Below are 26,066 nucleotides of genomic sequence, written 5' to 3' on the forward strand. Positions count from 1 at the left end.
TGGATAAACTTTCTTTGTTTTTCATCAACCGCCCGCGGGCAGATCAACCGCACCCTTTCTGAACTGATCGCTCAGCGGCTCGTATTCCATCAACACCTTTTTCAGGCCGCTGGTGAGGAATTTACCGGTCAGGCTGGCGCCGGAAATACCGTCCACATAGTTGGGCTGTTGCGCCTTGGCAATCACGTCCGTCACCTTGCCTTTGACAATTCCCACGGAAACAAAATCCCCCTTCTCATCCACGATTTTCTTGCCCACGAAGTTTTTCTGAAACCATGGTTTTTCGATCTCTCCGCCCAGCCCCGGTGTTTCATTGTGACTGTATACAGAAAAACCGGCCACGGTTTTGCCATCGTTTTCAATGGCCATGTAGCCATGGATTTTGCCCCATAGTCCCCGCGAGTCCACGGGCAGGATGTAGGCCGCCGCCCCGCCATCCTTGATGTAAAAGCAAACCGGCAATCCATCGCCGGCCTCGCCGTCGACAATCCGCCCGGCACCGGTAAGGGTATAACAGCGGATGTTTTTGGCGTAACGCTGCTCGATCTGGCTGGCCGTCACCGCCTGGTCCGGGCCGATCAGCCCAACGGCCTTGAGGATGTTTTTCTGTCGGTCCACAGCCACATTGCGCAGCTTGCGCGCCTTGAGCCCGCTGGCGGCACCGGACAGCAGCAGGCTGCACACCAGGGCCACCACAGCGGTAAAGAGAATTGATTTCAATTGATCAGACATTGGGCACCCTTTTTCTCAGCCTTGCCTTGATGACAAAATGGTCGATCAACGGGGCAAACAGGTTCATGAATAAAATGGACAGCATCACCCCTTCCGGATAGGCCGGGTTGAACACCCGAATCATCACGGTCAGCGCGCCGATGGCAATCCCGTAAATCCAGCGCGACAGATTCATTCCCGGCGCCGACACCGGATCCGTGGCCATGTAGACGATTCCAAAGGCAAAACTGCCCATGACCAGATGCCAGGCCGGATGCACGGAGAACATGCGCGCCGCTTCACCCCCCGATGACAGATTGAGCAGATATCCGGGGTAAGCCACAGCCAGCACACCAATCACGCCACCGACCATGATCCGGTAATTGGCCACACCGGTAACAACGAGGAACACCGCACCGATCAGGATCATCAGCGCCGAGGTCTCGCCCACGCTGCCCGGAATATTGCCCATCAGCAGCCGCTCGAAGGTATATCCGGCATCGGTCAGAATGGTTGAAAGCGCCTGGCCGGAGGCTGCCAGCGGGGACAACGCCAGCGGTGTGGCCGCCGTTACCGCATCCACAGCCTGCTGGCCGGTCTGCTGGATCACGGTCCAGACCCGGTCGCCGGACATGTTGGCCGGATAGGCGAAAAAAAGAAACGCACGACCGGTCAACGCGGGATTGAGTACATTGCGGCCGGTCCCGCCGAAAATTTCCTTGCCGATCACCACCCCGAAACTGATGCCCACGGCAACCTGCCAAAGCGGTGTGGTCGGCGGCAGGGTCATGGGAAACAGCAGGCCGGAAACCAGGAATCCTTCGCTGATCTTATGCCCGCGCACCGAGGCGAACAGGGTTTCCCAGAACAGCCCGACGGCGTAAGACACCATCAGCATGGGCAAAACCACCCACGCCCCGCGCAGCAGGCACGAGATGAATCCGACATCAAGCCCTGACGCCACGCCGGCCTGGTAGCCGGTATTGTAGATCCCGTAGAAAAAAGGCGGCATCAACGAAATGATCACAAAGGTCATGAACCGTTTCAAATCCAGGCTGTCGCGCACATGGGCATCGACCCGGGTGGTCAGTGCCGGAGCAAAAGCGACCGTCTCGATGGCATCGAAAAACGGGTGCAGGCCGGCAAGTTTACCGCCGGATTCAAAGTGGTGCCGGGTGGTGTTGAACAGGTTTTTGAGAACTTTCATAATCGTGTCGTTTACCTAAGCGTCTACGCTGTTTCTTTGTAGTAACTGGCCTTGGCCGCGCGAAACACCTCGCGAAGCTCGATCTTGGAGGGACAGGCGTAGGTACAGAGCCCGCATTCAGCGCAATCCAGCAAACCATGGGCCAGCGCCTCTTCCACCTCGTCAGCCACAAGGCATTTCATTGTGAACTGGGGCAGAATATCAACCGGGCAAACCGCGGCACAGGTACCGCAGTTCACGCAGGCACGCACCTCGCCGTGCTGGCCGCAGTCCATGGGAAATGGCCTGCGCCGCAAAACCGACAGAAAGGCCGTGGAATAACTGGGTTTGTTGATGCCCGGCCGGATGAACCCGAGCAGCTCTTCCCGGTCACCATCATCAATCAGATTCAGGGCATTTTGATAAAAGCCCATGTAGCTGTCGGGACTGCCGGTGTATCCGGTAAACAGCCCGCCCACGATGAAGCGGGCCGCCTGCGAGAGGATCGGTCCGCCGGGATTCAGCCGGCGCAGCCCAATACCGGCCCGGGTCCGGACATGCCCGGCATTGGCAGCCAGACTTCCGCCCACGCTCATGACGCGGTCCACAGGATAGCAGCCGGTGCGCATGAATTCTCCGATCAGGATCACATCCTGTCCGTCGATGAACCACGACCGGTTCTGCTCCGGCCCATTTTTCGTCCGGTACAATTGCACCGCCGGATTACCTGTTGGGTACGGGCCGCTGAACCGCACAACATCGGTTTGATCATCCAGCAGGGTTAAAACCGATTCATTGCCGACAAAATGGATCAAGACCCGGTCACACAGTTTTTTAAGCAGATTGGTGCCGGCTTTAAAGTCGGCCTGCCGTCCGTCAAGATAGACCGCCGGGTCCGGGGAGAAGGGTTCATCATCCCCCAGGCGTATAAAAATGATGGGTGGCGCAACATCTGGATCGGCAATATCCATGTAAGGCAGCGACCTTAAAAACGGCCAGACGCCACCAGCCAAAAGGGTGTCGATCAGGTGCGGTCTCGATATTGTGTCCCATTGGTCAGACGGCGGGACATCGATGGTTGCGTATGATTCCTTTGCGTCCAGGGCGATTTCAATCCGCCGTATGACACGCCGGGGACCGAATTCGATCCGCGTGATCCGCCCTCCACCCGGTGAGGGGAAATGAATCCGGGTGTTGCGCTTATCCTCAAATAATGGTGAACCGATCGCTACCACTTGTCCTTCTTCCACTAGCAGGCGGGGCTTGACGAAAGGTATTTTTTCGGGAACCATCCCTACATGATCGGGCGGATCCAGCGGATCCAGTCGACGTGAAGGGCCCCCTGCAATGCGTGGTGAGTACCCCCGTTTCAATTGAATTACATTCATCCGTAAGCCTTGATGATGTCGCAACGGGTGCGACGTTGAAGGGTCAGATGCCTGGACCAGGATGTCTCATCCTCGGTCAGCAAAAAGGCCCGTTGGCGGGCGTTAATACCGACAAACGAACCGGAACGTGTTCATGCGAACAGGATGTATCGCAGTGGTTCTTTTCCCGTTCTTACCGTCGATTTTGATCCAGGGTGTTCAACATGCTCTGATTTACTCAAAGCAATATTTATACCGAGAGGAAAACATTATGGCAAAAAACAATGGCCAAAGCGTAGTTAGTGCCCATCCAGAAATGACCAATTTGCCCGATATCGGCGTTACGCGAAAAATTTAATCCTCGGAATATCAACTATATGCCTGTGGTTAAATTTTTCATCGCGCCTTGATCTCGACCCAATTTGCCTATTTCTGGATGGACACTGGTTAATACCAGATTGAATGAACTTGGACATTTATTCTGGCATGTTTTCAACGGATCTGCAAGCCGGGAATCGCTGTGGTTCCCTTGACGATTAGCCCTCCTGCTCTTGACATATACTCAATTTCGGCTTAGGAAAAGATCAGACATTATCTGGAGATCAAGGGTGTGGAAGTCCAAAAAAAAACACGCATGACCAAGCAACGCAAGGTGATTCTCGAAGAAATTCGGAGGATTAACAATCACCCAGCGGCCGATGAGATTTACGATCGCGTACGTAAACGCCTGCCCCGAATCAGTTTGGGAACGGTGTATCGTAATCTCGATGTGCTCTGTGAAATGGGTGAAATTCAGCGCCTGGAGCTCTCCGGCCCCACCAAACGCTATGATGGTGTCCCCCAAAAGCATTACCATATCCGCTGCGTTTGCTGTGACCGTGTTGATGATGCACCCATCGCCCCACTAAACGAGCTGGAAGACGATCTTTACGGCACCACGGTCTTTGAAATCATCGGCCATAACCTGGAATTCACCGGACTGTGCCCGCAATGCGCCAAGCTGCACCATCAACAAAAAAAAGAAGCCAGCTAACTATCCAAGCCCAATATCCCATTCATTCCAACGGGTTGTATTTTGATACAAATATGTATCAAGCATATTGTGATACAATTTTTTAGCATACGCGCTGTGCGGATCAACGACTGATCTAAATCGTACGTCACCTTGACAAGGTGTTTAATTTGTAAGGTAGTGGGAATCGAGTGCCAAGAATATTGAATCCTTACTATTTGGCCAGTGATGCCCCGACACAATGGATATTTTTCAGCAGCATATGGCATGTAATTTGAATAAGGTTTAGAACCACAGCGATTGATGTGACGTTCCAAACCGACTTTTTTATCACTCTAAAACAAATAATGAGGTGGCCCATGGAAGATACGTGTCAACCCGTCCTGAACACCGGATTGAGGGGCGTCACCATTGCCAGTACCAAGATCAGTGATGTCAATGGTGCCGAAGGCAAATTGGTTTATCGGGGATACCTGGTCAAAGACCTGGCCGGGAAAATCTCATTCGAAGAGGTCGTTTACCTGCTGCTTTTTGAGCGGCTTCCCAACAGCCAGGAACTGGTGGACATCAAAAAACAAATCGCCGAACAGCGCACGGTACCGGATGAAATTCTCACCGCCATGAAAAGCATGCCCAAAGACGCGCTGCCCATGGATGTGCTCCAGGCTGCCGTCCCCATGCTGGCCACGGTTGATCCGGATATTCGCAAAACGGATGTCGACAGTGCCGGTCGCATGGCCATACGTTTGATCGCCAAATTTCCCACCATCGTTGCCGCATGGGATCGCCTCCGCAATGGCAAGGAGCCCGTGGCCCCGGATCCAAATCTGGGCCAGGCGGCCAACTTTTTGTACATGTTAAGTGGAGAGAAACCGGACGACGAACTGGCCGGTTTTATGGATGCGGCACTGGTACTGCACGCCGAGCATTCTTTCAATGCCTCGACCTTTGCCGCCCGCGAAGTGGCATCCACCAAGGCGCATATGTATGCGGCCGTTGCCGCCGGCGTCGGTTCCCTCTCCGGTCCCTTGCATGGGGGTGCCAACACCCGGGTCATGCAGATGCTGCTTGACATCGGCGATGTGGACAAAGTCGACGATTATATTGCAAACATTCTCGACTCCGGTGGTGTAATCATGGGGTTGGGGCATGCCGTGTATCAGGTGGATGATCCCCGGGCCCATATTCTCGCCCCCATGTCTCAGACCTTAGGCAAACGCGCCGGTGATACACGCTGGTACGACCTGTCCAAGGCATTGGAAGTCAAGGGCAAGGCGGCCTTCAAAGAGAGAAAGGGCAGCGACATCTTTGTCAATGTCGATTTTTACAGCGCCTCGCTTTACTACTATATGGGGATTGCCGTTGACCTGTTTACGCCGATTTTCGCCATTTCACGTATCGCCGGATGGACCGCGCACGTCATCGAAGAGCAATACGGCGGAGCCGCCGCCAAACCGACCCTGTATCGTCCCGAGTCCGATTATGTCGGTGATTATTGCGGACCCGATGAGTGTGCATTTGTTCCCCTGAAGGATCGATAGCCCCCATCCAGAAATGGCCCATTTTTTGGAAGGACACGATATAATTTTGGTTTCAACACACATTAACACAGATTCGACCAACGCCCACATGAGGATTGACAAAAGAAAATGAGAAAGTGGAAATGCACGGCCTGCGGCTACATTCATACCGGCGATGAGCCACCTGAAACATGCCCGGTCTGCGGCGCAACCAAAGAACGGTTTATCGAAGCAACGGAAAACGGCGCACCCAAATCAGCCCCTGTTGAAGCGGACCAGTCGCCAACGGCTGCCCCGGAAGCGGAAATCAAGAAATGGAAGTGCGAGGTGTGCGGCTACATTCATACCGGCCCTGAGCCTCCCGAAAAATGCCCGGTATGTGGCGCACCCAAAAACCGATTTGTCGAAGTCACTGAAGACGGCACCCCCAAGTCGGCCCCGGCGAAAAAAGAGCAGGCGCCGGTTGCCGCGCCCGGGGATGAAAAGAAAAAATGGAAATGCACGGTCTGCGGATATATTCATACCGGCCCGAACCACCTGAAAAATGCCCGGTCTGCGGCGCGCCCAAAAACCGATTTGTGGAAGTCAGTGAAGATGCCGCTCCCAAGCCGGCACCCGCCACACCGGCCGATTCGGTTGATGCGCATCAAACGGGAAATGCACCGGTCCAGGATGAAGCCGTGGAGGACACCGGCAGCCAGGATCAGACCGGTGCCGCGAATGCCCCGGCATGGTTCAAGGATCCCAAATACCGGGTGCTGTTCGAGATGATGACCAAGTACCACGGCCATCCGATCAGCGTGCATCTTCCCAATGGCCTTTTGCCAGTCGCCGTGCTGTTCATCTTTCTTTCCGCACTGTTCAGTTTCAAGGGCATGGCCAATGCGGCTGTCTACAATCTGGGGGTCGTGGCCCTGTCCATGCCGCTGGTGCTGTTCACCGGCTGGGTGGACTGGCAGAACCGGTTCAATGGTGCCATCACCAATGTCTTTACGGTCAAAATCGCCTGCGCAATCACCGTCACGGTAACATCCTGGATTCTTTTCATCTGGCTTTTGATTAGCCCCGAGGTCGTGATGACCGGTCAGGCATCGCGAGTTATCTTTCTGATCATTAACCTAGTGATGCTGGGCGCTGCCGGCACTGCCGGATGGTATGGTGGCAAGCTGGTATTTCGAGATTGATAAGGAGAGAAATCATGAATCAGGAACAAAATATAGATGAGGCGCAAATGCGCCAGATGCAAATGGAGCTGCGCCGTATTTTGAGCGGCCTCAAACAGGAAGTCCCCATCTTTTTGTTTACCCAGGGTGGTAAAAATGAGGTTTTCAACGATGCCGCCCGCCAGGCGCTGCGCTTTTTCAGACAACTCACTGACAAAATTGTTCTCCGGGAATATGATCTGAATCATGAAAAAGCCCGGGAAATGGGCATTGGCCACTCACCGACCCTGGTTTTTGATCCACAGCGCTACAATATCCGCTGGCTGGGTGCCCCCATGGGAGAAGAAGCCAAAATTTTCCTGGAACTGTTGCTGCGCATCGGCACCGGCAAGAGCGATCTCAACGACTCCGCCATGGGGGTATTGAAAAAAATCGACCAGCCACGTCAGGTCAAGGTTTTTGTGAGCCCGACCTGTCCTTATTGCCCGCAGCAGGCCCTGAATGCCCTCAAGGCGGCGGTGGCCAAGCCCGAGGTGATCAGCCTGGAAATCATTGACATCCAGGCCAATGCGGAACTGGCCGAGCAGTATGGCGCCCATTCGGTACCCCAAACCTTTGCCAACGATGTTCTCACCGCCCTGGGTGCGCAAACCGAGGAGCTGTTCATGTCCTCCCTGGACAAAATGGAACAACAGACCATTTTCATTCCGGAAAGTGACGAGACCGAAGTGGAATGTCAGCTGGTGATCATCGGCGGCGGCCCGGCCGGCCTCACCGCCGGCATCTACGCGGCCCGCAGCGGACTTAAATCCGTGGTCGTCGAAAAAGGTGTCCTGGGCGGCCAGGTCGCCCTGACACCCGTAGTTGAGAACTATCCGGGCATGAAGGAGGTGGGCGGCAAAACCCTGGTGGACATCATGGTCACCCACGCCCTGGAGTACGTGCAGATCTTCCCCGGTGAAGAGGTGGTCGACATTACCCCGGGCAAGCCGCACATCGTGCAGACCTCGCGTCGCAAGTTCAAGACCCAGGCCGTTCTGCTGGCCACTGGCGCCACGCATCGGCATCTGGACGTTCCTGGCGAACAGCGCTTTTCCGGCCGCGGCGTCAGCTACTGTGCCACCTGTGACGGACCGCTTTACCGGGGCAAACGGGTGTTCATGGTCGGCGGCGGCAACAGTGCCGTGACCGAGACCCTGCACCTTCATAACATGGGCGTACAGGTCACCCTGGTCCACCGTCGCGATCAGCTCAAGGCCCAGGAAGTGCTGGTCAAGCAGCTCATCGGCAATGGTATCCCGATTCTCTACAACACCGAGGTCAAGGAGGTGATCGGTGAGGCCCGGGTAACCGACGTGGTCCTTTTGGACAACAAAACCGGCGTCACCGCCAAGCAACCGGCCGACGGCGTGTTCCTGGCCATCGGTTACGATCCAGCCGTGGATCTGGCCCAAAAGGTGGGACTGGAACTGACCGAGGAAGGCTACATCAAACACGATAATTTCCGTACCAACATTCAGGGAATCTATGTGGCCGGAGATGTGACCGGCGGATCCAAACAGATCGTCACGGCCGCCGGTTACGGGTCCGAAGCAGCCCTGGCGGTTTTTGAAGACATCATCAACCCATACTGGAAGAAATAAAAGACAAATGAATCCATCATCGTCCGCCACATCGGACCTTTCACCCAAAAGTGTCGACTACAGCCGGGTGATCATGTCCCACATGCTGCTGCCCCAGGATGCCAACGCGGCCGGTATTGTCCATGGCGGTGTGGTCATGAAACACATCGATAATGCCGCGGGGGTGGTGGCCATCCGCCACACCCGCAGCAACTGCGTTACGGCCTCCATCGACCGGCTGGATTTTCACAACCCGGCCTTCATCGGCAACCTGCTCACCTTGAAGGCCAGCCTGAACATGGTGGGCACCACCTCCATGGAGGTGGGAGTGCGGGTCGAGACCGAGGATCTTAAAACCGGAGAAGTCCGGCACACGGCCTCGGCCTACCTGACTTTTGTGGCCCTGGACAAAAATTTCCGTCCCAGCTCGGTGCCGCCACTGCTGCTCGAAACCGAAGACGACCGGCGACGCAGCCGCCAGGCCGAGGATCGCCGCCGGGTGCGTCTGGCCGAGAAAACCAAGGAAAAATCCTGCCAGAGCGATCCAACAATCTGTTGATTGCCGGGCCAATGAAATGAGGAAAGATCAATCATGAAAAAAACACTGGCCGAAGGAGATGCGGCACCGGACTTCACCCTCAACGACAAGGATGGCACCCCGGTTTCCCTTTCCGGGTATCGGGGGAGATGGGTAGTCCTTTACTTCTACCCCCGGGACAACACATCCGGATGCACCACCGAGGCCAAGGATTTCAGCGCCCTGTTGCCGGCATTCACGAAAAAAGATGCCGTGATCATCGGCATCAGTGCCGATTCCGAGACCTCCCATGCAAAATTTATCACCAAACATGAGCTGACCGTTACCCTGCTCAGTGATCCGGAACACCAGGCGCTGGAAGCCTATGGCGTCTGGCAGAAAAAAAAGATGGCCGGCCGCGAATACATGGGCATCATACGCACCAGCTTTCTCATCGATCCACAAGGCATCATCCGCCAGGTATGGAACAAGGTCAAGGTCAAAGCCCACGCCGAAGCCGTGCATGAAACGCTTTGCCAACTGAGCTAAATCCACAAGACCTGCTGGTGGCCGTCTCCCACCGGTGGGGAATTGAAATGACTCGCTTGCGCTCCGACCTGTCCTTGGCCGGCAGCCCGGAGCGCACGGCCTGGCGCAGTGTCGTGGAAGCCGGGGACAACCGCCTGTTCATACTGGAGAAAATTCCATCACAGGTCTACAGTCGAAAAAGACGGATCGCCGCGACACTCCAATGGTTATCCGAAAATGGATTACACCAGATCGTCACCTGTCTGCCCGACGTCGATAACGAAACCATCACCCTGATCAATGCAGGCATGTGGCATGGTCTCTGGCAGCTTAGCCCTTATGTTGCCGGCATCAATTTAGATCGTCCGGCCTATGCCCTGGATGATTGGCGGGGTGAAGCAGCCGCAGAATTTCTCATCCACCTTGACAATATCTGCAAAAAACATCATGCTGAACCATATAACGAATCCTTCTCCATCGCTGTCTACTGCAGAACGCTTTTTAGCACGTTGACGGACCGGCATCCGGATATCGCGGCAGCCTTTCGCCCGTTCATGGACCACTTGGAAGCGCATTTTTTTCCGATTCATGACCCATTGCCCATGGGGTTTTGCCACGGTGACTTCCATCCCCTGAACATCATCTGGGGGCAGCAGGATATCCGGGCGGTAATCGACTGGGAATTTTGCGGCAGCAAGCCCGACATTTATGATCTTGCCAATCTTTTAGGTTGTCTGGGGATGGAGGATCCCCGCAGCCTGACCGGCGCCTTTAGCGGCCGCCTGATCCACTGTTTGAGAAAAGCGAATATTTTCTGCGATGCCAGTTGGAATGCCCTGCCCGATCTGACGATCGCCATCCGGTTCGCCTGGCTCAGCGAATGGTTGCGAAAAAATGACCGCCCCATGATCGGTTTGGAAGCCGATTATATGGCACTGCTGCTAAAACATCGAAGCAAATGGATTCATTAGGGAGGTAAAAGATGAAAAAGATGTCACGGTTGGGGTTAATGTGGGGATGGCTTTCAATCCTTGCCATGCTGGTCGGCTGCACAACCGCCAAACCGGTCGCCGAGTGGCGGGATGCCAACTATCAAGGCGGACCGTTTAACAACTTTCTGATCGTCGGTGTAGCGGGACAGGAATCGATCCGTCGAACATTCGAGGAAACCTTTGTCAACCGTCTCAGAGACGAGCAAGTCAATGCCATCGCCGGCTTCGAGGCCATCCCCGGCGAGGCCCGGCCCTCCAAAGACAGCATCAAGGCGGCAATCGAAGAAAAAGACATCGATGCCGTTCTCATCACCCATCTGGTTGGAGTGGATGAGAAACAAATCTACCACCCCCCCACCTATAGCGGCGGCGTTTACGGATATTACGGGGTTGTTCGCGGGTACGCTTACGAGCCCGGGTATGTCAGCAAACAAAAAACGGTAAAACTGGAAACCAATCTGTACGATGCATCGAGCGAAAAGCTGATCTGGTCCATGCAGTCGGCAACCATTAATCCAAGCAATGAAAAAAAGCTGATCGAAGCTAAAATCAAAACGGTTGTCAAACGGCTGAAAGCCCAGCAGCTTTTGGCGGTACCCTAGCCCATATCCAACCGATCGGCACCTGGCCCCGTCCCAGGATATCATCAATATTTTCATTGGATTATTTTTGATTTGATCTGAAAGCAGTGGAATTCCTGTAAATAGAGCGCATCGCTTTTCCAGAGCCTGCCCATGGCAAATTATTCTTGACCATTTGCTCAAAAAAAGATTATCTAAAAAGAGCCTGTCTAAAATGAAAGGAGCCTCCCATGGATAAAAATGCCATTCACATCCGAATGATGACTGCTGATGATTTTGACGCGGTGGTACGGATTGACAAAAAGGTGCTCAATGTGTCCCGACCGGACTACTATACAGCAAAATTTGAGAAGTTATTCAAATCCGTTGATTATCTACCGACGTCTCTTGTTGCCGAGGACGATGCGGGCACCGTTGTCGGCTTTGTGATGGGAGAACTCTTTATGGGGGAATATGGAATTTTTAAGCAGGAAGCCACGCTGGATACCATCGGCATTGATCCAGATTACCAGCAACGAGGGATCGGCAAATTGCTCATTAAAGAATTTCTTAATTATTGCAGACGAGTCGGCGTGAAAAAGCTAAATACCCTCGTCAATCTGGACGACTCCAAAATGATCCATTTTTTCAATAAGAATGCGTTTACTCCATCCAAGACCGTTAACCTGGAATGTAACCTTTAAGGGCGCAGGAAAAAAATAATTACACCATCTTGCTTGTCCTTGCGCCCGTCCACGGCGTTCCATCCGTCGGCACAGATTCCAAATATGCACCGGCGGATGAGCCTTGTGGACGAACACAAATCCGGCGCAATCTGGCGTAATTATTTTTTTCCTGCCCCCTAAGTGCCTGTTTAAAAAGCCCGTCTATCGGCACGTTTTTCGTGCGTTAGCCAGATCCTGCTTGCCTTGCAGCTTGATGTGAACGCCATCCTGGAGCAACATCTTGTTTTTTCCAAAAAAGCTGATATTCTGAATAAATTTAAACTGAACAGCTGATGTTGATTCATGCCCACCCGAAACGCTCACGAACATGATTTTGACAGTAAACGACTCTAAAAAACCTGTCATATGGTCAACAAGCAAGGGATTGATGGATAATGCAAGTATTGCTGAGTCACAAACTTGGTCCAAATGATTATTCATTACGGAAAGTTTGCGCTTCATAAGAGATTTGTCAGAATAGATCAGCAATGAGGTAAGATTATGCCCTGCAAACCAACCTATGAGGAACTCCTACAAAAAGTCAAAGCGCTGGAAGAGGAAAAACGTACCTGGATAGAAGATTCAGCCGTTGAATCAATGGATTGCCAATCAAGGGTTATAGGATCAGTTGGGCGACATATAGATTCTTTGGAAAACGACGGCAGCCTCGGGTCTATCATAAATATCGAAGAACTTCAGGCGATCATGGACGATTTCCATAACCTAACCGGAATGGTTACTGCTATTCTCGACTTGAAAGGTAATGTCATCGAAGCAACTGGATGGCAGGATATCTGTACTAAATTTCACAGAATTAATCCGAGAACAGCACAAAGCTGTACCGAAAGTGATCTTTACCTCGCAAAAAACATTAAACCCGGAGATTACGCAGAATATCGGTGTAAAAATGGTTTATGGGACGTAGTTACGCCGCTTTATATTGATAACAAACATATGGGTAACATATATACCGGGCAGTTCTTCTACGATGACGACTTGGTGGACGAGAATGAATTTATTCAGCAGGCGGAAAGATACGGATTTGACAAAGATGCGTACTTGGATGCATTTCACCGCATCCCAAGATACAGCCGACAAGCCATTAAACATTTGATGCAGTTTTTAGTCAGGTTTACGTCCTACATATCGATCGTTAGCTATGCGAAATTGAAGTTAGAATTGGAAATTCGCGACCGAAAACGGGCTGAGGAGGCGCTGGTAGATCAAAAAAAGCGGTTGGACTACATCCTACAGGGCACGAACGTCGGCACTTGGGAGTGGAATGTGCAAACCGGCGAGACGATCTTCAACGAGCGCTGGGCAAACATCGTCGGATACCGGTTAGAAGAAATCTCACCGGTATCCATTGAAACCTGGAATCAATTGTGTCACCCCGACGATATGCAGGATTCGATTCGGCTCCTGAAATCGTGTTTTGAAGGAGAGTCCGAATACTACCATTTTGAGTGCCGCATGCGACACAAAGACGGTAGCTGGGTGTGGGTGCTTGATCGAGGCAAAGTCGCCACTTGGACGAAAGACGGCAAACCAGAGTGGATGTTCGGTACACACCAGGACATCACCGAGCGCAAGCGAGCGGAAAACAAGCTACAGGAAGGTGAAGAAAAATTCTCCAAAGCATTCCGAAGCGCTCCGCTTTTGATGACAATCACCAACATTGAAGACGGACGCTTTTTAGATGTGAATGATGCTTTCGTTTCGCGCACGGGCTTTAGTCGAAACGTGGCGATCGGTTCAACCGCTACTGAAATCGGATTCGCCAAAACAGAAGATCGAAAAAGGATGATCAATATTCTCCGCACCCAAGGCCGAGTAAGAGAACTTGAATTGACTTTACATCGAGCAGACGGGTCGTCAATGACATGCTTGTACTCGTCAGAAATTATAGAGATACATGGTAAAAAACGACTACTTTCGACAGCCGTTGATATCACCAAACGGAAAACCGCAGAGGAAAAACTGCGCATAATGGTTGAAATGCTCGACACTGCACCCAATTCCATAATCGTGCATGATTATGATGGCAGATTTCTTTATGCAAACCGCAAGACTTTTGAAATTCACGGATATGATGAAAACGAATTCATGTCCTTGAACCTTCGGGATATCGATCTCCCCGAAAGCCGATCACTGATCGAGAAAAGGATGCGGGAGGTAAATGCGAAAGGTGAAACATCTTTCCAGGTATCACATTACAGGAAAGACGGAACCACGGTTCCCCTCGAAATTTTTCTTAAGGTCGTCAACTGGGCCGATTGTCCAGCGATGCTCAGCATCGCCACAGATATTTCAGATCGGATACAGGCTGAGATGGAACGTGAGCGTTTAATCCACGCCATTGAGCAGGCAGGGGAAGTTATTATCATCACAGCCAAGGATGGTTCGATTCAGTATGTCAATCCAGCATTTGAGAAAATCACCGGATATTCTCGAGAAGAGGTATTGGGACAAAATCCAAGAATACTTAAAAGCGGCCAACACGACGAAGATTTCTATACTCAGTTATGGAATACCATTTCAAACGGCATGACATGGTCTGGACGGTTGGTGAATAGATCTAAGGACGGCGCATTGTATACTGAAGAAGCCACAATTTCCCCTGTCAAGGATACCGCAGGCACGATTGTCAGCTATGTGGCTGTTAAAAGGGATATCACTCATGAGTTGGCTATCAAACAGCAATTGCATCGGGCCCAGAAAATGGAGTCCATTGGAAATCTTGCGGGTGGAATAGCGCATGATTTCAACAATATTCTTTTTCCAATCATTGGACTGTCCGAAATACTTCTCGAAGATCTACCCCCAGGCAGCGGTGAGTGGGAGAATGCTGAAGAAATTTTTAAGGCTGGAAAAAGAGGCAGCGATCTTGTTAAACAGATTCTCGCTTTCAGCCGCCAATATGAACATAAGATGATGCCAACCCGAATTCAAAATGTTCTGAAGGAAGTAATAAAACTGTCCCGATCTACGATCCCGACCTACATTGGAATCAAACAAGACATTCAGCAAGACTGTGGCATGGTCTTGGCTGACCCCTCCCAGATTCATCAAATTGGTATGAATTTAATTACCAACGCCTATCATGCATTGGAAAACACAGGGGGAACAATTTCTATTAAGTTAAAGCAAACCGCAACACAGGCCCCAGAATCGTCTGAAATGAATCATCGTCAAAATGCGTATGCCGTTTTATCCATTTCTGATACTGGCCACGGAATGTCAGAAGAACTGATCGATAAAATTTTTGATCCATATTTTACAACAAAGGAGCAGGGAAAAGGAACCGGCTTGGGCTTGGCAGTGGTTTACGGCATTGTCAAAGAGCATGGAGGAGATATAAAAGTTCACAGTGAGATTGGCAGAGGCTCGACATTCGACATTTATTTTCCGTTAATGGAAAAATTAAGCAGCACTGAATCAACTCCTGAAATTGGAACGTATCCAGGCGGAATTGAAAGGATTTTGCTGGTTGATGATGAAGAGACCGTTGCTAACCTTGAAAAGCAGATGCTTGAACGAATGGGTTACAAGGTTACCTCTCGCTTACACAGTGTTGAAGCACTGGAGGCATTCAGAGCCAGACCATCCTTATTTGATTTAATCATCACTGATATGAGTATGCCCAATATTCCAGGAGATAAATTAGCCAAAAAAATCAAGTCTATAAGATCTGACGTGCCAATCATAATTTGCACCGGGTTCAGCCAAAGAATTCGTGAAGAAAATTTCAAGCAAATGGGTATAGAAGGACTGCTGATGAAGCCAATTGTGAAATCAGAATTGGCAAAAACAGTCAGAAAAGTGCTGGATGAGGTTAAATCCATTATTCAAGATTAATTGTCCTATACATGAGTTTGTGTCCTTTTGAAACAGATATACCGTATAAAGATATTCTGCAACATTAGCTACGCCTATGCCGAACGTGGAGGCCAATATGCAATGGCTTGGCCCTCCAGGCTGCTCACAGACATCGTTGATCAGGACAACCGGCCGGACGCCCCTACCGGGTTGGTGTCCCTACCAATTAGTGCCAGGCAAAATACGGCTGCTCGTAATGGGCCACGCGCCGGTCATTTCCCAGGATGGCCACTTCACGGAATTGGTAGATGATCGCCGCGGTCGGTGCGGCGATACAGGTGTTGCCGACGGGCATCAGCAACACCGGGTTCTCGCTCTCGGGGATGTCCTCGAGGATGGGCGCGTCCTCGCGCATGAATTCGGCCAACGGGATCAAATGAATCGATGCGACTTCCCCGGGGTTGGGGCGCAAGGTTAGATCGGTCCCCCCCCACAGCACAACGGGTTTGATCGTAAAACCGGACCGGGTGTCGTAATCATCCAGACGACCGATCACGGCATCCGCATCAAGCCTCAGACCGACCTCTTCCTCCAGTTCCCTTAGCACCGTGTCTTCCGGACGTTCTCCGGCCTCCATCTGGCCGCCAGGCAAGGCCCATTGGCCGGCGTGAGCTTTCAATGTGGCGGCTCTTCTGGTCAGGATCATGGCCGCGCGGCCGGTGGTTGGGCCGGAAGATGGACGTTGAAGATGGTCAGAACCGTTTTGGTGATCGACAATGGTCACGGCAACGGCCGCTTTTTTCAGGCTTTCCTGAGGGAATGAGGGTCGCCGGTCAAACTGTTCTAAATTGGCGCTGATATGACGCAGCAGCTCATCATTAAAGATTGGATTGGTCAAGTTATGCATCACGAAATTGTTTCTCGCTTGTTATGGCAGTTTAGGATCGGAAATTTTATAAATTGATCAAAATTGCTTGTTCTTGCGCCCGTCTTCGGCGTTGCATCAACGGCCACATACTTCGAGTATGCAACCGTTAATGCGCCTTGAAGACGAACACAAGCCCGGCGCAATGATGGTCAATTTATTTCATCTCCGATCCTTAGCAAATATCGGCAAAGGTCCCACCAACCAGTTTTTGCAAATCCACCGGGCTCAATTCGATTTGCAGTCCTCTGCGCCCCGCGCTGACAAAAATCGTGGCATGGTCCTTGGCCGAAAAATCAATCACTGTTTTCAGCCGTTTCTTTTGGCCAAGGGGACTGACGCCACCCAGGACATAGCCGGTAGCGCGCTCCACATCGGCACCATCGGCCATGGCGGCTTTCTTTACCCCCAGGGCTTTTGCAATGCGTTTCATGGTCAACTTGGAGCAGACCGGGACCACACCAACGGCAAGTGAGTTGTCGGCAAGACTCACCACGAGGGTTTTAAACACCCGGTTCTCGGGCAGGCCCAGCTTTTCAGCGGCCTCGGTCCCATAGGAGGGGTGGGCGGGATCATGGGCATACTCATGCACCACATAGTCGATTTTATGTTTTTTGGCAACGTTGATTGCAGGTGTCATTTTTTTCTTGCATATTTGGTGGATTATATTTGAGAATGGCAAATAACATGCTTGGCCTGCTATTCTCAAGAGCCGATTTTCCCATAGTCGTGTCCGTCCAGTAATAGGCGAATTAGTCATTTCTGGATGGAGACGAAACAGCTGTCCGCCTTCAGCCTTCCCACACGAATTCCACCCAGGCAACACTTACAGTGTAGGTACGAAAAAACCAATCAAACAATATCAAAATTGACATATTTTTAATAGATATGGTATTTTATAATTTAATTGCTCAACATTCCACAAAATGGCTTGACCAAATCCAGCAATCACCAATGGATAAAAACGGCACACACGCAAGGGATGGGACAGCCGCCGGCTTTAGCATGCACATTGCTCCCGTAAAGCCGGCCCTGCATCCACTTACGCTTTCTTTCTCCGGCGACGATCAGCCGTTAGAAGAAGAGTTTTTAATATATTACACCCAGAACGCCTTGCCCCAAGTCAGGTTATCCATTCTTGTAGGCATTTTCGTATTTGCCTTTTTCGGGCTATTGGATATGGCCCTGATTCCAACCGGCAAGCAAGCCGTATGGATTATCCGCTACGGCATTGTCTGTCCGGTGGCGCTGTCGGTCTACCTGCTCACCTACACCCGTTGTTATGAACGTTTGATGCAAATATCGCTGAGTGTCATGGTGCTGTCGGGCGGTGCAGGTATCGTCGCCATGATCATTCTGGCCCCCCCACCAGCCAGCATGTACTACGATGCCGGCGTCATTCTCGTTTTTCTATATGGATACACATTTATTCGCATGCGGTTTTTGTGGGCCACCGCCACATGCATGACGATTGTCATCGCATATGAAATCGGTGTGATGTATATCAAACCGATTGATGTGCTGGAAATCATCAACAACACTTTTTTTTTCCTGGGCGCCAATCTCATCGGCATGTTTGCCTGTTACTCCATCGAATACTACACCCGCAGAGACTTTTTCATGGCCTGCAAGCTGGGCCAGGAGAAAGAAAAAGTACGGGCCATCAATCTCGAGTTGGAAGAACGGGTCAAGCAAAGAACCCAGCAGTTGGTCAAGGCCAACGAAGACCTGAAAGCTGAAATGGAAACCAGTCGGCAGGCTGAACAGGAGAATCTCGATCTCCAGCTTCAACTTCAACAGGCGCAGAAGATGGAGGCCGTCGGCACCCTGGCGGGGGGGATTGCCCATGACTTCAATAATATCCTGGGTGCCATCATGGGATATACGGAAATTTCCCTGTTGCAGACACCGGAAGATAACGATGTCAGAAAAAATCTGGATAAAATTCTCAAAGCCAGCCAACGCGCCAAGGAGCTTGTCAACCAGATTCTCGCCTTCAGCCGGCAGCGTCCCCTGGATGTCCAGGTTTTCCGGTTAAAGCCGCTGGTCAAGGAAGTGCTGGCTCTGCTGCGGGCCTCACTGCCCCGCACCATTGACATCAGACAGGAAATTTCAGCGGAGCTGTATGCCATTGAAGCCGATCCCACGCAGATCCATCAGGTTTTGATGAATCTGTGCACCAACGCCGCCCATGCCATGGAGGAAAACGGCGGCAGGCTGACGGTGACGCTCGGGAACGTAATGCTCGAAAAAGAAAGAAGCCCCAAGTTATGGGACCTTTCCCCCGGCCAGTTCGTCAGGCTTTCGGTTGAGGACACCGGCCATGGAATCCCCCCTGATATTGTGGAGAGGATATTCGAACCTTACTTCACCACCAAAAAATTGGGCAAGGGAACGGGAATGGGCCTTGCTGTGACCCATGGCATCATTAAAAGTTGTGGTGGCACGATCACCGTCGAGAGTCAGGTCGGTGAGGGGACCCGATTCGATATCTACCTGCCCGGATATGAAAAAGAAGAAGGAGAAACGCTCCAAACGATAAAAACCCTGCCACGGGGGTCAGAACATATCCTGTTCATTGATGATGAGGAAAACCTGGTGGACGTGATGAAAGGCCTGCTGCAGCGCTTGGGGTATCGGGTGGCGGCAACCACTGAACCGCTCGATGCATTGGACCTGTTTCGTTCGGCGCCCGACACATTTGATCTGGTGATCACGGACGCGGCCATGCCGCGCATGACCGGTGACCGGTTGGCCAAAGAGTTCCTGGCCATCCGCCAGGACATTCCGATCATCATATGCACCGGCTATAGTGAACGGGTCAATCCGCATAATATCGAATCACTCGGCATCAGGCGTTTGCTGATGAAGCCCCTGGCCATTCGCAACTTAGCGGTGGCGATCCGAGAAGTCATGGATCAGTCCGAAAAGGATGCCAAAAGCGACAGTGTGGAACCACCACCCACAACCGTTAATGAAGAGGAAAAATAAAAAACGATGAAAGACACATCCAAGCAACACACCCCCACGTCTCAGGCCAATCTCACAGATACTGAGACCCTGGCCCATGTGCTGCCGTTTTCCAAAGAGCGGTTTTGTCGTCAACATGATTTGGTGCCCATGCAGGATGACGACAGGCAGTTTTTTTATGTCCAAAAGGGAAGCGTTGAGGTTTCCTATACCCAGCAGCAGACCAAAATCGTTGTCGCCATTATCGGCGAAGACAATTTCTTCGGCGAAGTGGGATTTTTCGATGGTGTTTCCCGGGTCCGCAATGCAAGGGCGACTTGCGACTCAACCATACGCGTGTTCGATACCGATACCATGGACCAGATCCAAACTCACGACCCCATCTTGTACGCCAGTTTCGTTACCTTGATCACGCGATCGATTTGCGAGAAATTTCGCAGGATCCTTGAGGAAAGCCAGCCTGTGCGAGAATACGCGGCATCGCTTGCTGCCGGCGGTCAAAAATTCGATGTGGCCAAACCCTTGCCGGACCATTTTTTCAGTTCCGACTCGTGGCAAATGGTCAACGAACTGGCCAAAGACTTTAAAGCCCGTTTGTTTGATCTGTCCAGCAAGGTTCAACATATCACTGCAAAGGACGATGAAATCGCCACCCAGAAAAATTGTATGGAAATCATGGATGATCTCAACAGTCATCTACAGGCGTTTAATCCACCCGACAACGACAGGGAAGCGGAATACGCCTGGGGCTATCTGTTCAAGGAATTTTTCCCTTATGTCATGCGTAGTCGCATGGCGGAACGGGCGTATTACAAACCCAAAGGCTATGCCGGCGATTTCATGATGATGGAAATGATCTACGCGGACCAGCCTTCCGGCGACGGCAAATTGGGCGAGATGCTTGATCGATGGTTCCTTTTGTCCAATGCGGCGGAAGCGGTTCGGGGACGCCGCCAATTGCTGTCAGAGCAGTTGGCCCAATTGGCCGAAGACCGGATCAATGGGTCAACACCTGTGTGTATCATGAACCTGGCCTGCGGCCCCAATCGTGAACTTTTCGATTTTTTAAAAAATTGTGAATATACCGACGCCGTCGAAGCGCTATGTATCGACATTGACGCGGACGCCTTGCAATACACCGACCAGCACGTCAACTGTTTTTCCCATAAAGCCAGTATCCATTTGATGCGGGAGAATCTGGTGAAATGGGCCCTGGGCAGAATCCGTCATGATTTCAAGCCCCAGGATATCATTTATTCAGCCGGCTTGATGGACTACATCCAGGATAAACTGTTTGTCAAAATGATCGACCGCTGTCACGCCCAGTTAAAACCGGGAGGGGTGTTGATCCTCGGCAATTTCGGACTTGAGAATAAAAATCGCAACTTGATGGATCATCTATTGCATTGGACGCTGATTTACCGGGATGAGAATGCGCTGCGGGAGCTTTTCTCACACAGTCAGTTCGGCGATGCCAATATTCAGATATTATCCGAAAAACAGGGCATCAACCTGTTTGCCGTGGCCACCAAAGCATAGGAGCCAAATTTGGGGTCATCTCCTTGACCCCTTTTTAAAATCAATTTCATCCTTCATTTGATATGTGGGCGTTGGCAACAGTGGGGTTGACACGCCCAGTCAATCGCCTAGCGAATCCGGCAAGCGGCCCCCTTTTTTGTCACCGTTGCCCGTCTTAACGGCCCGACGCATGCAGCCACCCCCCAAATTTGATAGCATACACTGTTTTTTTCTTGCGCCCTTAGGGCAACGCATCATGGCACGCCTTTTTCTCGGGGTCGATGCAACCTTTGGAAAAGATCAGTTTTTCTCATTTCTCAATGTAAAATAATTTTCTCTACGTGTTTAAAAACGTACTCTTTAAATGTAAATTTGGTATTTACATCTTACGCTGCGACGTGTAGAAGCCATTACCATTTGAGTTTCCCTGCATCTGATTATCATAACTGCTGAGTGAGATAAAAATGAGATTTGGACCGGTTGTGTTGCTTTTCTTTTTGCTTTTCAATTTTTCCCCGATCGATGCACTGGCCGAAATAAATATGACCAAAATCGCTTACGATGAGAATTTATCGGGGGGGGTGAACCATGGACCGCGGTGCATGGCCGCACCATTATCTGTTGAGTACTCAACACACCCCACCATTCAATTTTTCGGCACCCCCACGGACATGGCGTTTTTTAGCGATCGTAGTGTCAGCCAAACCGCAGATACGGCCAGTAAACCGGTTATCCACAGGGTGATTCAAAAAATCAAAACCGTGTCCGCCACCGGCAGGGCGCTTCTTACCTCGAGCACCACCTCCTCCTCCACGGCCTTGCTCTTCGGGACCGGGATCATCGGTTTGATTGGCATCAGTCGAAAATCTTAGATTCATTACCCTGCTTGCAGTTTATAAAAAAAGCGTCTACATTATAAAATACGATATTAATCGAAATCCTAATATTTTGATAAAGAGGTAAACCATTGGCAAACGGATCACGCCCAAAACGTTGGCTGTTGATTGTCCTGGCATGCGCCGCCTTGATTCTATCCGCCGCTGTATTGGCAGGTGCCAAAGGCGGTCCCCTCCCGGCACAGGAATCACTCGGAGCAGACGGCCAGATGGTCTTAAGCGATTCCGACCGCTGCCCGGTCTGCGCCATGTTTCCGGCCCGCCGTCCTGAGACAGCGGCGGCCATGACCCTTACCAGTGGTGAGACGTTTTATTTTTGCGGCAACGGCTGTCTGCTGCGCACCTGGTTGCGCTCCATGGTGTATATAGGCAAGCCTCAGGATCAAATCGATCGCATCGTGGTTCGTGATTATTTTTCCGGAAAGCCCGTGGATGGTCGGAAGGCCACCTGGGTTGCCGGTTCCGATGTCGTGGGCCCCATGGGACCGGCCATCATTGCCCTGAAGGATGCCGGCCAGCTGAATACCTTCACCAAGCGGCATGGCGGTAAAACCGTGTTTACCTTTGACGAGGTCAATGATGACTTGTGGAAACAAATCAGCAAACGGGAGCTGCCATCCGCCAAAAGCGAGTAGCCCCAGATCTCACAGCCATAGGGTAAAGCGCACCGTTTTCCCAAACCAATGTGTCCATCTGCCCAAATCCGAATAAATCCAGCGCGATGCCAGGGAGCCCGGCGCTTATTGGCTATTGCCATCGGCGCCAGTGTCCTGATTGCTTTTGGCCTTGCCGCGGATCTGCTGCTGCGCGGCTCGCATCAGGACAACGATGCCGGGTTCTGGATGCAGGCGTTGTCATTATCTCGTCCAGCGCTGCAAGGCGCCGGCACATCCGGCCGTCATCCGGAAATGTCTCACCCGGCGGTTGACCTGCGTTTTGCCGCCGGCCTGGAGCAAATGCCATGATCCGGCCAGGCCATTATTACTCGCTAACCGTCTGGTCCGCCCGCGAGATACAGCGCCAGGCGGGCCGCAATAGCCTTATGTTCGTCTCTCTTTTCAGTCTGGTCTTTCTTGTCGCCACAGCCCTTTTTTTCAGCCAGGCACTGGATGCAACCTGGAGGAAACTGCTCGAAAAAGCACCGGATATAGTCATCAGACGTGTTGATGGCGGTGGATGGGCACCCATCCCGGCCAACGAGGCAGTGCGCTGCGCCACCCGCGTCCCCGGTGTCATCGATCCCACACCGCGCCTATGGGGTGTGGCCACCGGCCCCAACGGGCCGCTAACGGTCGTGGCCTCCCCTGCCGTGTTTCCGGAGGAGATGATGGCCCCCCTCAATCCACCGTCAGCGGGCCAGGCTGTGGTGGGCCAGGCGCTTGCCGATAAAATGCAAGACAAGGTTCTCAATCTGACAGCCATGAATTCGCTGCGCCTGGAAGTGACCGGCACGTTTCCGGCCCCGACCCTTCTGGCCACCCATGACGTAGTGTGGACCAGCGCAACCGATGCCCGGTATTTGCTGGGTCTGTTGCCTCACCAGGCCAGCGATCTGGCCATTCACCTGTTTCGCCGGGAAGAGGAACAGGCCATTCAGGCCGACCTGGCCGCCGCCTTTCCCTGGCCGGTGAGCATCACCGACCGCAGCACCAGCGCCTTGCGTCATCATACGCTTGCCACGCGGCTGAGTGGGATAGCCGTGGTGGTCTGCATCCCTGCGTTGTTGGCCCTGTTGCTGATCATTACCGGAGTTGTCGTGGACAGCAATAATCGGCGCAACCATTGGGGATTGCTCCTTTCCATGGGATGGACCATCCACGATCTGGTACACCTGCAAGTGGTCAAGGCGCTGATCATCGGCATCCCGGCCCTTTTTTGCGGTCTGGCCTCGGCATACGCCGCTGTTTTCTATCCGCCGGCCGCCGGGGTGACCGCCTTTTGGATGACCGGGGCAGAGCGCCTGCCCATGGTCATCCTGAATCGCGACGGTGTGGTCATCACCATGCTGGAAATTGCCGCCATGATCGGGCTGCCCTACCTGGCGGCGGTATTTCTGAGCTGTGTACGAATCGTGGCCAATGACCCGTGGGACCTGTTACAGGCGGATTCATGGAACTGACCATGGGCCTTTTATGCAAGGCACTGGATTTCAACTGGCCGACCGGTAAGGCCGGCGGGCTGCCGGTGCTGCAATCGGTCGATGCATGGTTTCCTTCAGGGGCGGTCAGCCTGGTGACCGGACAAACCGGTGTCGGCAAAAGCACGCTGTTGCACCTTCTGGCGGGGCTGCTCAGACCGACGGCCGGTGAAGTGTGGGCCGACGGCAAGCCCGTTTCCCGGTGGCCCAACCGTCATCGCACGCGCTGGCGAAGGCAGGTGGGGATGGTGTTCCAGCATCTGGCTCTGGTACCTGATCTCAGTGTCGCCGAGAATCTGCTCCTGCCTCTGATTCCGCGTAAAATGACCTGGCCTATTATGCAAACCGCCATTGATCGGCAGCTGGCCTCAGCCGGATTGTCGGCATTTTCCGACATGCCGGTCAAAACCCTGTCCGGTGGTCAGCGGCAACGCCTGGCCATTGCCCGAGCCCTGGTAGGACGGCCGCGCTTCATCCTGGCCGACGAACCCACCGCCTTTCAGGACGATGACCACGCCGCAGGCATCGTCGATCAACTGGCCGGGGCCGCCCGCCAGGGCGCCATCGTCGTGGTCTGCTCCCATGACCCACGCCTGCGAAACGCCGATGGCATCGGCCAGCGGTTGCAATTGGAAGCGGCAACCTTGACCCCATCCACTGCCGTACAGGCACCACCGTGATCTGGCATCCGCTGGTCTGGGCCTTCTGGGCGGCTACCGCATCGGGCAGCCTGCTTTATCTCGTGGCCGCCATGCGGGCCATGGATGTGGCCGCCAACTGGGCTCCCATGCAAACGGATGCAGACCAGCTGCAACGTGAACGCCATGCTGAAATAGCGGCTTTATTGGGACGCGGATCAATGGGCTGCCTGTCGGCAGCGGCCGTGATGGGACTGACCGGCATCGCCCTTTTCTGGCACCGCATCGTCCCGGGAGCCATGTGCGGCACAGGTGTTTTGCAGGCCATGGGCATTGCCGGATATCGCGCCATCTTGTTCTGGAGCGTGGCCCTGATCCTTTTATTCGGCTGGCGGGTGATGGACGGGCTGGACGATCACCACCCTGACGGTGTACTCGTCCCGATGGCGGCCAGGCTTTTCATCACTGCCGCGCCATTTATCATCCTGGCCCTGGTCCATTCTTGGCAGGCTCTGATGCGCATCGATGGTGCGCCGCCGGTTAGCTGCTGCGCGGCGGTTTACGACCAAGTCCTGAGCAATGCGTCCGATTCCACACGCATGGCCGGTCTCCTAAGGGCGACCTTGTGGATCAGCCTGCCGGGCAGCGCCTTGCTAGCACTGGCCAGCCTCGTTACGGCCTTTCGCCCTTCGGCGCGAGTGACGGGAAAGGCCATCGCTGTCATGGCCATTCTCTGGAGTGTATGTGCAGGCGTTGATGTCAAACACGTCTGGTCGGCCTATTATTACGAAGTGCTCTCTCATCCCTGTCCGTGGTGCCTGTTTCTTCCCGATTATTATGGTGCCGGTTTTTTAATATTCGCCTGCCTGGGGGTGGTGATACTTGAAGGGGTGGCCTTCTGGGTGGCCGACCACACGGCCCGAACGCATGCGGTCCTGGCCGAGCCTGCCGGACGCCGCCGCCGAAAAGCCGCCTGGCGGGTCATTGCCAGCATCTTCGTTTTTACGCTTCTGACCATAGGGCCCGCACTGGCCTGGCGGATGCGTACTGGTGTCTGGATGGATGGGTCGTTCTGACATGCAAAAATATTACCCAAGGCGCCTTTCTTGACTCTCATTATCTGAGATTGACAACCATTTGAACCTTTTGCTATCGTAAACATACTTTTGTACCAACCTGTTTTTCTCAAATAACGATCAACACTCGTAACACCGCATCATCAATGGTGAGGCGCTACGCTCACCACAAGCAGTCCATCGG

General features: G+C 52.7%; 24 protein-coding genes and 1 pseudogene. 19 read left to right on the plus strand and 6 right to left on the minus strand.

Features of this window, described 5'->3' with window-relative positions; all coding sequences use genetic code 11:
* Positions 1-24 precede the first annotated feature (24 nt).
* The 3 genes from Dvar_RS34115 to Dvar_RS34125 are packed head-to-tail and all read right to left on the minus strand — an operon-like array spanning position 25 to position 3,285.
* The gene (locus Dvar_RS34115) at positions 25-732 is read right to left on the minus strand and encodes an FMN-binding protein (RefSeq protein ID WP_419657589.1); all 708 of its coding nucleotides are present in this window, start codon (positions 730-732) and stop codon (positions 25-27) included.
* The gene (locus tag Dvar_RS34120; protein WP_419657590.1) at positions 725-1,918 is read right to left on the minus strand and encodes an NADH:ubiquinone reductase (Na(+)-transporting) subunit B; all 1,194 of its coding nucleotides are present in this window, start codon (positions 1,916-1,918) and stop codon (positions 725-727) included. Before Dvar_RS34120 ends, Dvar_RS34115 begins: the two co-directional genes overlap by 8 nt.
* Positions 1,919-1,941: 23 nt before the next feature.
* Positions 1,942-3,285, minus strand: coding sequence for a 4Fe-4S dicluster domain-containing protein (locus Dvar_RS34125; protein WP_419657591.1), 1,344 nt, complete (start codon positions 3,283-3,285; stop codon positions 1,942-1,944).
* Between the two features lie 589 nt (positions 3,286-3,874).
* On the opposite strand from Dvar_RS34125, the gene Dvar_RS34130 reads away from it, so the two are divergent.
* From Dvar_RS34130 to Dvar_RS34175, 10 genes and pseudogenes are all read left to right on the plus strand, one after another.
* Positions 3,875-4,297 carry a Fur family transcriptional regulator gene (locus Dvar_RS34130; protein ID WP_419657592.1) on the plus strand — a complete coding sequence of 141 codons (423 nt, stop codon included), beginning with the start codon at positions 3,875-3,877 and terminating at the stop codon, positions 4,295-4,297.
* Positions 4,298-4,635: 338 nt separating this feature from the next.
* Complete coding sequence (locus tag Dvar_RS34135; protein ID WP_419657593.1) at positions 4,636-5,817, plus strand: citrate/2-methylcitrate synthase; 1,182 nt, start codon at positions 4,636-4,638, stop codon at positions 5,815-5,817.
* Between the two features lie 108 nt (positions 5,818-5,925).
* Positions 5,926-6,186 (plus strand): annotated as a pseudogene (locus Dvar_RS34140) (rubredoxin-like domain-containing protein); the annotation flags it as partial.
* Positions 6,187-6,287: 101 nt separating this feature from the next.
* On the plus strand, positions 6,288-6,980 hold the full coding sequence (locus Dvar_RS34145; RefSeq protein WP_419657594.1) for a DUF2231 domain-containing protein: 693 nt from the start codon (positions 6,288-6,290) through the stop codon (positions 6,978-6,980).
* Between the two features lie 14 nt (positions 6,981-6,994).
* The gene (locus tag Dvar_RS34150; protein WP_419657595.1) at positions 6,995-8,602 is read left to right on the plus strand and encodes an FAD-dependent oxidoreductase; all 1,608 of its coding nucleotides are present in this window, start codon (positions 6,995-6,997) and stop codon (positions 8,600-8,602) included.
* A 7-nt stretch (positions 8,603-8,609) separates the two neighbouring features.
* Positions 8,610-9,140 carry an acyl-CoA thioesterase gene (locus Dvar_RS34155; protein WP_419657596.1) on the plus strand — a complete coding sequence of 177 codons (531 nt, stop codon included), beginning with the start codon at positions 8,610-8,612 and terminating at the stop codon, positions 9,138-9,140.
* A 33-nt stretch (positions 9,141-9,173) separates the two neighbouring features.
* Positions 9,174-9,647, plus strand: a complete 474-nt coding sequence (bcp, locus tag Dvar_RS34160) for a thioredoxin-dependent thiol peroxidase (protein ID WP_419657597.1) — start codon at positions 9,174-9,176, stop codon at positions 9,645-9,647.
* A complete protein-coding gene (locus tag Dvar_RS34165) occupies positions 9,632-10,597 on the plus strand; it encodes a phosphotransferase (RefSeq protein WP_419657598.1) in 966 nt (321 codons plus the stop codon). The genes bcp and Dvar_RS34165 overlap by 16 nt, the downstream gene beginning before the upstream one ends.
* A gap of 11 nt (positions 10,598-10,608) precedes the next feature.
* Positions 10,609-11,220, plus strand: a complete 612-nt coding sequence (locus tag Dvar_RS34170; protein ID WP_419657599.1) for a hypothetical protein — start codon at positions 10,609-10,611, stop codon at positions 11,218-11,220.
* A gap of 209 nt (positions 11,221-11,429) precedes the next feature.
* Complete coding sequence (locus Dvar_RS34175) at positions 11,430-11,882, plus strand: N-acetyltransferase family protein (RefSeq protein WP_419657600.1); 453 nt, start codon at positions 11,430-11,432, stop codon at positions 11,880-11,882.
* A gap of 183 nt (positions 11,883-12,065) precedes the next feature.
* Here the strand turns inward: Dvar_RS34175 and Dvar_RS34180 are convergent, their stop codons facing one another.
* Positions 12,066-12,365: a hypothetical protein gene (locus Dvar_RS34180; protein WP_419657601.1), complete on the minus strand. Its 300-nt coding sequence runs from the start codon at positions 12,363-12,365 to the stop codon at positions 12,066-12,068.
* A gap of 39 nt (positions 12,366-12,404) precedes the next feature.
* On the opposite strand from Dvar_RS34180, the gene Dvar_RS34185 reads away from it, so the two are divergent.
* Entirely contained in the window at positions 12,405-15,761 is a 3,357-nt protein-coding gene (locus Dvar_RS34185; protein WP_419657602.1) for a PAS domain S-box protein, read from the plus strand.
* Between the two features lie 187 nt (positions 15,762-15,948).
* Here the strand turns inward: Dvar_RS34185 and Dvar_RS34190 are convergent, their stop codons facing one another.
* Positions 15,949-16,620, minus strand: coding sequence for an NUDIX hydrolase (locus Dvar_RS34190; protein ID WP_419657603.1), 672 nt, complete (start codon positions 16,618-16,620; stop codon positions 15,949-15,951).
* Positions 16,621-16,822: 202 nt separating this feature from the next.
* Positions 16,823-17,287 carry a Cys-tRNA(Pro) deacylase gene (gene ybaK / locus Dvar_RS34195; RefSeq protein WP_419657604.1) on the minus strand — a complete coding sequence of 155 codons (465 nt, stop codon included), beginning with the start codon at positions 17,285-17,287 and terminating at the stop codon, positions 16,823-16,825.
* A gap of 314 nt (positions 17,288-17,601) precedes the next feature.
* Between ybaK and Dvar_RS34200 the strand changes: the two genes are divergently transcribed.
* The 8 genes from Dvar_RS34200 to Dvar_RS34235 all read left to right on the plus strand — a co-directional run bounded on the left by Dvar_RS34200 (position 17,602) and on the right by Dvar_RS34235 (position 25,882).
* On the plus strand, positions 17,602-19,638 hold the full coding sequence (locus Dvar_RS34200; protein WP_419657605.1) for an ATP-binding protein: 2,037 nt from the start codon (positions 17,602-17,604) through the stop codon (positions 19,636-19,638).
* Between the two features lie 6 nt (positions 19,639-19,644).
* Positions 19,645-21,156, plus strand: a complete 1,512-nt coding sequence (locus Dvar_RS34205; RefSeq protein WP_419657606.1) for a cyclic nucleotide-binding domain-containing protein — start codon at positions 19,645-19,647, stop codon at positions 21,154-21,156.
* Positions 21,157-21,599: 443 nt separating this feature from the next.
* On the plus strand, positions 21,600-22,007 hold the full coding sequence (locus Dvar_RS34210; protein WP_419657607.1) for a hypothetical protein: 408 nt from the start codon (positions 21,600-21,602) through the stop codon (positions 22,005-22,007).
* Between the two features lie 95 nt (positions 22,008-22,102).
* Entirely contained in the window at positions 22,103-22,666 is a 564-nt protein-coding gene (locus tag Dvar_RS34215; RefSeq protein ID WP_419657608.1) for a nitrous oxide reductase accessory protein NosL, read from the plus strand.
* A gap of 108 nt (positions 22,667-22,774) precedes the next feature.
* Positions 22,775-22,996, plus strand: a complete 222-nt coding sequence (locus Dvar_RS34220; RefSeq protein ID WP_419657609.1) for a hypothetical protein — start codon at positions 22,775-22,777, stop codon at positions 22,994-22,996.
* Positions 22,993-24,150 carry a hypothetical protein gene (locus tag Dvar_RS34225; RefSeq protein WP_419657610.1) on the plus strand — a complete coding sequence of 386 codons (1,158 nt, stop codon included), beginning with the start codon at positions 22,993-22,995 and terminating at the stop codon, positions 24,148-24,150. Before Dvar_RS34220 ends, Dvar_RS34225 begins: the two co-directional genes overlap by 4 nt.
* On the plus strand, positions 24,141-24,848 hold the full coding sequence (locus Dvar_RS34230; RefSeq protein ID WP_419657611.1) for an ABC transporter ATP-binding protein: 708 nt from the start codon (positions 24,141-24,143) through the stop codon (positions 24,846-24,848). The genes Dvar_RS34225 and Dvar_RS34230 overlap by 10 nt, the downstream gene beginning before the upstream one ends.
* Positions 24,845-25,882 carry a hypothetical protein gene (locus Dvar_RS34235; protein ID WP_419657612.1) on the plus strand — a complete coding sequence of 346 codons (1,038 nt, stop codon included), beginning with the start codon at positions 24,845-24,847 and terminating at the stop codon, positions 25,880-25,882. Before Dvar_RS34230 ends, Dvar_RS34235 begins: the two co-directional genes overlap by 4 nt.
* Positions 25,883-26,066 lie beyond the last annotated feature (184 nt).

Origin of the sequence: Desulfosarcina variabilis str. Montpellier (assembly GCF_048565275.1) — a bacterium.
Classification (GTDB): Bacteria; Desulfobacterota; Desulfobacteria; order Desulfobacterales; family Desulfosarcinaceae; genus Desulfosarcina; species Desulfosarcina variabilis.

Bases quoted from the DNA above. Each gene is read 5' to 3' on its own strand.
- Dvar_RS34150 (WP_419657595.1), top strand. From the start codon at position 6,995: ATGAATCAGGAACAAAATATAGATGAGGCGCAAATGCGCCAGATGCAA.
- Dvar_RS34230 (WP_419657611.1), top strand. From the start codon at position 24,141: ATGGAACTGACCATGGGCCTTTTATGCAAGGCACTGGATTTCAACTGG.
- Dvar_RS34205 (WP_419657606.1), top strand. From the start codon at position 19,645: ATGAAAGACACATCCAAGCAACACACCCCCACGTCTCAGGCCAATCTC.
- Dvar_RS34135 (WP_419657593.1), top strand. From the start codon at position 4,636: ATGGAAGATACGTGTCAACCCGTCCTGAACACCGGATTGAGGGGCGTC.
- Dvar_RS34225 (WP_419657610.1), top strand. From the start codon at position 22,993: ATGATCCGGCCAGGCCATTATTACTCGCTAACCGTCTGGTCCGCCCGC.
- bcp (WP_419657597.1), top strand. From the start codon at position 9,174: ATGAAAAAAACACTGGCCGAAGGAGATGCGGCACCGGACTTCACCCTC.
- Dvar_RS34125 (WP_419657591.1), bottom strand. From the start codon at position 3,285: ATGAATGTAATTCAATTGAAACGGGGGTACTCACCACGCATTGCAGGG.
- Dvar_RS34180 (WP_419657601.1), bottom strand. From the start codon at position 12,365: ATGAAGCGCAAACTTTCCGTAATGAATAATCATTTGGACCAAGTTTGT.
- Dvar_RS34185 (WP_419657602.1), top strand. From the start codon at position 12,405: ATGCCCTGCAAACCAACCTATGAGGAACTCCTACAAAAAGTCAAAGCG.
- Dvar_RS34155 (WP_419657596.1), top strand. From the start codon at position 8,610: ATGAATCCATCATCGTCCGCCACATCGGACCTTTCACCCAAAAGTGTC.
- Dvar_RS34120 (WP_419657590.1), bottom strand. From the start codon at position 1,918: ATGAAAGTTCTCAAAAACCTGTTCAACACCACCCGGCACCACTTTGAA.
- Dvar_RS34115 (WP_419657589.1), bottom strand. From the start codon at position 732: ATGTCTGATCAATTGAAATCAATTCTCTTTACCGCTGTGGTGGCCCTG.
- Dvar_RS34145 (WP_419657594.1), top strand. From the start codon at position 6,288: ATGGAAATGCACGGTCTGCGGATATATTCATACCGGCCCGAACCACCT.
- Dvar_RS34210 (WP_419657607.1), top strand. From the start codon at position 21,600: ATGAGATTTGGACCGGTTGTGTTGCTTTTCTTTTTGCTTTTCAATTTT.
- Dvar_RS34175 (WP_419657600.1), top strand. From the start codon at position 11,430: ATGGATAAAAATGCCATTCACATCCGAATGATGACTGCTGATGATTTT.
- Dvar_RS34170 (WP_419657599.1), top strand. From the start codon at position 10,609: ATGAAAAAGATGTCACGGTTGGGGTTAATGTGGGGATGGCTTTCAATC.
- Dvar_RS34200 (WP_419657605.1), top strand. From the start codon at position 17,602: ATGGATAAAAACGGCACACACGCAAGGGATGGGACAGCCGCCGGCTTT.
- ybaK (WP_419657604.1), bottom strand. From the start codon at position 17,287: ATGACACCTGCAATCAACGTTGCCAAAAAACATAAAATCGACTATGTG.